This window comes from Acidovorax bellezanensis, from assembly GCF_025421555.1.
In the GTDB taxonomy this organism is placed as follows: Bacteria; Pseudomonadota; Gammaproteobacteria; order Burkholderiales; family Burkholderiaceae_C; genus Comamonas; species Comamonas bellezanensis.
In genome coordinates, this window is record NZ_JAODYH010000013.1 from 71425 (window position 1) to 78733 (window position 7309).

Here is a 7309-nt window from a genome sequence, read left to right on the forward strand (position 1 = left end):
ATGCGTGACCTGTTTCCCGTTCTGCGCGTGCTGGGCATGCTGCTGGTGATGTTCGCCCTGGGCATGCTGCTGCCTTTGGGCGTGTCCTGGTTCCGGGGCGAGCATGTGTGGCGCCTGTACCTGCTGTCCATGGGGGTGACGGTCACGGCCGGCCTGCTGCTGTGGCTGGGCATGAACCGCTTTCGCCGCGAACTGCAGCCACGCCACGGCGTGATCCTGGTGAGCCTGGTCTGGATGGTGCTGCCGCTGTGCGCCAGCCTGCCGCTGATGCTGGTGCTGCACCAGGTCGGTGTGCCGATTTCCTTCACCCATGCCTACTTCGAAGCCGTTTCCGGCCTGACGACCTCGGGTGCGACCGTGCTCACCGGCCTGGACAGCCTGCCGATGTCGATCAACATCTGGCGCACTTTCCTGCAGTGGCTGGGCGGTATGGGCATTCTGATCCTGGCCGTGGCCGTGCTGCCGCTGCTGGGAGTGGGCGGCAGCCAGCTGTTTCGCGCCGAAGCGGCCGGCCCCATCAAGGACACCAAACTCACGCCGCGCATGACGGAAACCGCCAAGGGGCTGTGGGGGGTGTACGGCGTGTTTTCCCTGGCCTGCGGCCTGGCCTTCTGGGCCGGCGGCATGACGCCCATGGACGCCTTGATGCACATGTTCACCACCGTGAGCCTGGGCGGGCTGTCGTCGCACGATACGAGTTTTGCCTACTTCGATTCACCGCTGCTCGAAGGCATTGCGCTGATCTTCATGCTGCTGGCCAGCTGCAACTTCGCGCTGTACTTCGTGGCCATGCGCAAAGGCCAACTGCAGGGCTTCTGGCGCGACCCCGAAATGCGCGCCACCATCGGCGTGCTGCTGGGCTGCGGACTGTTCGCGGCGCTGCTGCTGTGGGTCAAGGGCGTGTATGCGCCCCTGGACGCGCTGCGCTACGGCCTGTTCCATGTGGTTTCGGTCGCCACGACCACCGGTTTTGCCACCGTGGACTATCTGCAGTGGCCGGTTTTCGTGCCGGTGATGATGCTGCTTTTGTCCGGCGTGGCGACCAGCGCGGGCTCGACCGGCGGCGGCATCAAAATGGTGCGCATGTTGATCCTGCTCAAGCAGGCGCGGCGCGAATTGACGCGCCTGGTGCACCCTCGCGCGGTACAACCTGTGCGCCTGGGATCGTCAGTAGTGGACAATCGCATGATTTTCTCCGTGCTGGCCTTCATGCTGGTTTACGGCGCCACCGTGATCATCTTGAGCATGCTGCTGCTGCTCACCGACCTGGATCCGGTGACTGCCTTTTCCGCCATCCTGGCCAGCGTGCACTGCATGGGCCCGGGCCTGGGGGGCATCGGGCCAGCATCCAACTATGCCGTCCTCACGGATTTTCAAATGTGGATCTGCACGCTGGCCATGCTTTTGGGGCGGCTGGAGATTCTGAGTTTTATGGCGCTGCTGACACCATCCTTTTGGCGGCGCTGATCCCTACAATCCAATACACCACCGTCTCCTGAGGGTACCAATGGTTCCGCATCTCATCACGGCTCTAACCGGCCCGATCAACGAGCTTGAACAGCGTATTCTGGATTCCATGCCGGCGATCGAACGCTGGTTTCGCCTGGAGTGGATGGAGCACACGCCTCCGTTCTACTCGTCTGTCGACATCCGCAATGCGGGGTTCAAGCTCGCCCCTGTCGACACCAATCTTTTTCCCGGTGGTTGGAACAACCTGACCGACGAAATGCTGCCTCTGGCAGTGCAGGCAGCCATGGCAGCGATTGAAAAAATCTGCCCGGAAGCCCGCAATCTGCTGATCATTCCTGAAAACCACACTCGCAATACGTTTTATTTAAACAACGTTGTGCAGCTCCAGCGCATCTTCAAGATGGCCGGGCTGAATGTGCGCATCGGTTCCATCAGCCGCGAAATCAAGAAGACCACGGTGGTCAATCTGCCCAACGGCGATTCGGTGACGCTGGAGCCGGTGATCCGCAACAAGCGCCGCCTGGGCTTGAAGGACTTCGACCCCTGCACCATCCTGCTCAACAACGACTTGTCGGCCGGCGCGCCGGGCATCGTTGAAGAGCTGTACGAGCAATACCTGCTGCCGCCGCTGCACGCGGGCTGGAGCGTGCGCCGCAAGAGCCGCCATTTCCAGAGCTACGAGGAAGTCTCCAAGCGCTTTGGCAAGCTGCTGGGCATAGACCATTGGCTGATCAATCCGATGTTCACGCACTGCGAAGGCCTGGACTTCAACGACGGCACCGGCATGGACGGTCTCAGCACCCAGGTCGACATGCTGCTGACCAAGATCCGCCGCAAGTACAAGGAATACGGCATCAAGGAAAAGCCTTTTGTCGTGGTCAAGGCCGATCGCGGCACTTACGGCATGGGCGTGATGACGGTGCGCGACGCCAAGGACCTGGAAGTGCTCACGCGCAAGTCGCGCAACAAGATGGGCGTCATCAAGGACGGCCAGGCCGTGCACGACGTGATCATCCAGGAAGGCGTGCTGACCCAGGAGCGCATGAACAATGCCGTGGCCGAGCCCGTGGTCTACATGATGGACCGCTATGTGGTCGGCGGCTTCTACCGCATGCACCCCGAACGCGGCGCCGATGAAAATCTCAACGCTCCGGGCGCAGGCTTCGTGCCGCTGGCTTTCGAGCACAGCACCCAACTGCCCCAGCTCGGCGCCCGCCCGGGTGCGAGCGCGCCCAACCGCTTCTACATGTACGGCGTGATCGGCCGGCTGGCGATGCTGGCGGCGAGCTACGAGCTGGAAGCCACCAACCCCGACGCGGAAATCTACGACTGACCCTGGGCCGCCGCCGGTCACCACAGGCCGACGGCGCACAATGGCGGCTTCATCAAGACAGGGAGCTCCGGGACAATATTGATCCTGGGGGCGTTCAGTGAATCACACAAAATCCTCGCTGGCAGCACTCACTTTGGGTGCCATTGGAGTGGTGTACGGGGATATCGGCACCAGCGTGCTGTACACCGTCAAGGAAGTCTTTGGCTCCGGCCATGTGCCTTTTACCCACGCCAATGTCTACGGCATTCTGTCCATCCTGTTCTGGACACTCACGCTGATCGTCTCGCTCAAGTACGTCACCCTGGTGCTGCGCGCCGACAACAATGGCGAAGGGGGCTTGGTGGCCATGCTGGCCCTGGCCTCTCAGGCGGTCAAGGACCGGCCCCGCCTGCGTTCCGTGCTGCTGCCCATAGGCATTTTCGGCACCTCGCTGTTTTATGGCGACGGCGTCATCACGCCAGCGATCTCGGTGCTGTCGGCGGTCGAGGGCCTGGAAGTGGTCTCTCCGCACTTTCGCCAGCTGGTCCTGCCGCTGACGCTGCTGGTGCTGCTGGCCCTGTTCGCCGTGCAAAAGCGCGGCACCGCTGGCATAGGCAAGTTCTTCGGCCCTGTCACGCTGCTGTGGTTCTTCTGCCTGGCGCTGCTGGGCGTGCGGCAAATTCTCGATCACCCCGAAATTCTCGCCGCCCTGAGCCCTCACCACGCCATCGGCTTCATCTGGCGCCAGCCGGGCGTGGCCTTCATCATCCTCGGAGCGGTGGTGCTGTGCGTCACCGGTGCCGAAGCGCTGTATGCCGACCTGGGGCATTTTGGCAAGAAACCCATCCGCCTGGCCTGGTTCGCCGTGGCCATGCCGGCGCTGACGCTCAATTACTTCGGCCAAGGCGCGCTGCTGCTGTCCCAGCCCGAAGCGGTCAAGAACCCGTTTTTCCACATGGCGCCGCCCTGGGCCCTGTTGCCGCTGGTGCTGCTGGCCACGCTGGCGACCGTGATCGCCTCGCAGGCGCTGATCACCGGCGCTTTCAGCGTGACGCGCCAGGTCATTCAGCTGGGCTATCTGCCGCGGCTGGAAATCCGCCACACCAGCGTCAAGGAAGCCGGGCAGATCTACATCCCCCTGGTCAACTGGAGCCTGTTCGCGGCGATCGTGATGGCGGTGATGATGTTCCGCTCCAGCGGCAACCTGGCCGCGGCCTACGGTATCGCCGTCACGCTGGACATGCTGATCACCACGCTGCTGACCTTCTTCGTGATCCATTACCGCTGGCATTACCCCTGGCTGCTGTGCTGGGCGGCCACGGGCTGCTTCTTCGTGATCGATCTGGCCTTTTTCAGCTCCAACCTGCTCAAGCTGTTCCAGGGCGGCTGGTTCCCGCTGACCATAGGCGGCGTGGTGTTCCTGCTGATGATGACCTGGCGGCGTGGTCGCCAGTTGCTGCACGAGCGCATGCAAAGCGAGGCCATCGAGCTGCCGGGCTTCCTGCGTTCGCTGTGGCTGCACCCACCGCAGCGCGTGGACGGCACGGCGGTCTTCCTGTCGGGCGAGCCCGGCACGGTCCCGCCGGCGCTGCTGCACAACCTCAAGCACAACAAGATCCTGCACATGCAGAATCTTTTTGTCACCGTGCACAACCATGAAGTCCCCTGGGTGGGCATGGAGCGGCGGGTCCAGGCCACGTTCCTGGGCGGTCATTGCTGGCAGGTGGCTGTGCATTACGGCTTCAAGAACGATCCCGACCTGCCCAAGGCCCTGGCCCAGCTGCCGGACCTGGGCTATGCGCTGAACCCCATGAACACCAGCTACTTCGTGTCGCGCGATGTGGTCATCCCCGGCATGCGCCAGGGCATGGCACCCTGGCGCGAGAAGCTGTTTGCGCAAATGCACCGCAACGCCAGCCGCGTATCCGATTTCCTGCGCCTGCCCAACAATGCGGTGGTGGAGCTGGGCTCCAAGATCGAGCTGTAAACCGCTGTCGTCTCGGCGCCCGCTTGCGGGCGTGCCTGCTGCCAGAATAGGGCATGCAGTTCTTCAGAGATTCGAGCCTGTCCACGGTCGCCGCCGGCTTCATCGCCATGCTGGTCGGCTTCACCAGTTCCATCGCCCTGGTGTTCCAGGCCGCGCAGGCCTTCGGCGCCACGCCGGCCCAGACCACCTCCTGGGTCTGGGCGCTCGGCCTGGGCATGGGCCTGTGCACCCTGCTGCCGTCGCTGTGGCTGCGCCAGCCGGTGATGATCGCCTGGTCCACGCCGGGCGCCGCCGTCCTGGCCACCGCCGGACTGGCCGGCGAGGGCTTTGGCATGGCGCAGGCCATTGGCGCTTTCATGCTGGCCGCCTTGCTCACAGTCCTTGTCGGCGCCAGTGGTGCCCTCGAACGCCTGATGCACCGCGTTCCCGTGGCCATCACTTCGGCGCTTTTGGCCGGCGTGCTGGCGCGCTTTGGCATGCAGGCCTTTGCCGCGGCCCAGACCGCGCTGCCCCTGGTGCTGGCCATGCTGCTGACTTATCTGGTGGCGCGCCGCATCGCGCCGCGCTACTGCGTGGTCTGGACCCTGGCCTGCGGCGTGGCGGTGGCGGCCGCGGGCGGCGACATGGTCTGGTCCGCAGTCCACTGGACGCTGGCCGTGCCGGTGTTCACCGCACCCGAATGGTCCTGGTCGGCCGCGGTCAGCCTGGCCGTGCCGCTGTTCATTGTGACCATGGCTTCGCAGAATCTGCCCGGTGTGGCGGTCATACGCGCTTCGGGCTATGACTTGCCGGTGTCGCGGCTGATCACCATGACCGGCTTGGCCACCTTGCTGCTCGCCCCCTTTGGCGCGTTTGCGCTCAACCTCAGCTCCATCACGGCGGCCCTGTGCATGGGGCCCGAAGCCCATGCCGATCCGCGCCGGCGCTACTCGGCTGCGGCCGCCTGCGGTGTGTTCTATCTATTGATAGGGACTTTCGGCGCCGTGGTGACGGGTCTGCTGGCAGCGTTTCCGCGTGAGCTGGTCGCGGCCATCGCCGGCCTGGCGCTGCTGGGCAGCATAGGCGCGGGGCTGACGTCGGCCTTTGCCGAGGAAAAACACCGCGAGGCAGCGCTGATCACCTTCCTGGTCACACTCAGCGGTGTGGTGATTGCCGGCATTGGCTCGGCCCTGTGGGGGCTGCTGGCCGGCAGCCTGGCCTTATTTGTGCAACAGTATGGTCGCCGCCGTGCTTGAGCGCGCGTTGTTCTTGCGCTGCCGGGAAGCATTTCCCCGGCGTCTGGCCTGCCCCCTGGGGCTGCAACTGTAGTGACTACCATGAACTTTCTTTTCATCGCCGACCCCCTCGCGTCTTTCAAGATCCACAAGGACACCACCTTTGCCATGATGCGCGAAGCCCAGCGGCGCGGTCATGCGATCTCCGCCTGCGAAGTGCAAAGCATTTCCTGGCAGCGCGGCAGCAAGGTGTCGGCACTGGTGCGGGACATCACTCTCACGGGCGATGCCGACGAATGGTTTGCCGAGCAGGGCACACGCCGTGTGGATCTGGCCGAATTCGACGCCGTGCTGATGCGCAAGGATCCGCCGTTCGACAGCGAGTTCTTCTACGCCACCCACCTGCTGACGCAGGCCGAGCGCGAAGGCGCCAAAGTCCTCAACAAGCCCAGCGCGCTGCGTGAGCACCCGGAAAAGCTGGCCATCATGGAATTCCCCGAATTCATCGGCCCGACGCTGGTGACTCGGGATGCCGCGGAGATCCGGGCGTTCCATGCCGAGCACCAGGACATCATCCTCAAGCCCCTCGACGGCATGGGCGGCATGGGCATCTTCCGTGTCGGCGCCGACGGCCGCAATCTGGGCAGCATCATCGAAACCCTCAACCGGGAGGGCGCGCAAAGCGTGATGGTGCAGAAGTTCCTCCCCGAGATCGTCGAAGGCGACAAGCGGGTGCTGGTGATTGGCGGCAAGCCCGTGCCCTATTGCCTGGCGCGCATTCCCCAGGGCAATGAAGTGCGCGGCAACCTGGCGGCCGGCGGCAAGGGCGTAGCCCAGCCACTCAGCGCCAAGGACCGGGCCATCGCCGAAGCCCTGGGCCCCATCCTGATGCAGCGCGGACTGCTGCTGGTCGGCCTGGATGTGATTGGCGACTGCGTCACCGAGATCAATGTGACCAGCCCGACCTGCTTCCAGGAGATCTATGACCAGACTGGCTGTGATGTTGCTGCACTGTTTCTGGATGCCCTGGAGCAGGAACTGCGCGACAATTGATGCCCGCATGACAAATGCACCGCAACGCGGTGCGTTTGCCGACCGAAGGTCGGGAAATGGACCGACAAGGTTGATTTCAAATTTCGGGCCAAGTTTGGAAAAACGGTCAAAAAATCGGGCTACAATGCAAGGCTGCGCTGCTGAAACAGTTGTTTAACTGAATCGGCGGCAAGAAACTTAAAGTTGACAGGGTCTTTAAAACTGTTGTAGAATTCGAGGCTCAGCTGATCACAGCGAGTCCAGCAAGAAAGTCAAACTTCTTGCAGATCTTTA

General features: G+C 63.4%; 5 protein-coding genes. All 5 read left to right on the forward strand.

Annotated elements, in window-relative coordinates; translation table 11 throughout:
- The 5 genes from N0K08_RS19905 to gshB all read left to right on the forward strand — a co-directional run bounded on the left by N0K08_RS19905 (window position 1) and on the right by gshB (window position 7036).
- Complete coding sequence (locus N0K08_RS19905; protein ID WP_261502149.1) at window positions 1-1467, forward strand: TrkH family potassium uptake protein; 1467 nt, start codon at window positions 1-3, stop codon at window positions 1465-1467.
- Window positions 1468-1507: 40 nt separating this feature from the next.
- On the forward strand, window positions 1508-2803 hold the full coding sequence (gshA, locus tag N0K08_RS19910) for a glutamate--cysteine ligase (RefSeq protein WP_261502150.1): 1296 nt from the start codon (window positions 1508-1510) through the stop codon (window positions 2801-2803).
- 97 nt (window positions 2804-2900) lie between these two features.
- Window positions 2901-4769: a potassium transporter Kup gene (locus N0K08_RS19915; protein ID WP_261502151.1), complete on the forward strand. Its 1869-nt coding sequence runs from the start codon at window positions 2901-2903 to the stop codon at window positions 4767-4769.
- A 53-nt stretch (window positions 4770-4822) separates the two neighbouring features.
- Window positions 4823-6004, forward strand: coding sequence for a benzoate/H(+) symporter BenE family transporter (locus N0K08_RS19920; RefSeq protein WP_261502152.1), 1182 nt, complete (start codon window positions 4823-4825; stop codon window positions 6002-6004).
- A gap of 81 nt (window positions 6005-6085) precedes the next feature.
- On the forward strand, window positions 6086-7036 hold the full coding sequence (gene gshB / locus N0K08_RS19925) for a glutathione synthase (RefSeq protein WP_261502153.1): 951 nt from the start codon (window positions 6086-6088) through the stop codon (window positions 7034-7036).
- Window positions 7037-7309 lie beyond the last annotated feature (273 nt).

Bases quoted from the DNA above. Each gene is read 5' to 3' on its own strand.
- gshB (WP_261502153.1), top strand. From the start codon at position 6,086: ATGAACTTTCTTTTCATCGCCGACCCCCTCGCGTCTTTCAAGATCCAC.
- gshA (WP_261502150.1), top strand. From the start codon at position 1,508: ATGGTTCCGCATCTCATCACGGCTCTAACCGGCCCGATCAACGAGCTT.
- N0K08_RS19920 (WP_261502152.1), top strand. From the start codon at position 4,823: ATGCAGTTCTTCAGAGATTCGAGCCTGTCCACGGTCGCCGCCGGCTTC.
- N0K08_RS19905 (WP_261502149.1), top strand. From the start codon at position 1: ATGCGTGACCTGTTTCCCGTTCTGCGCGTGCTGGGCATGCTGCTGGTG.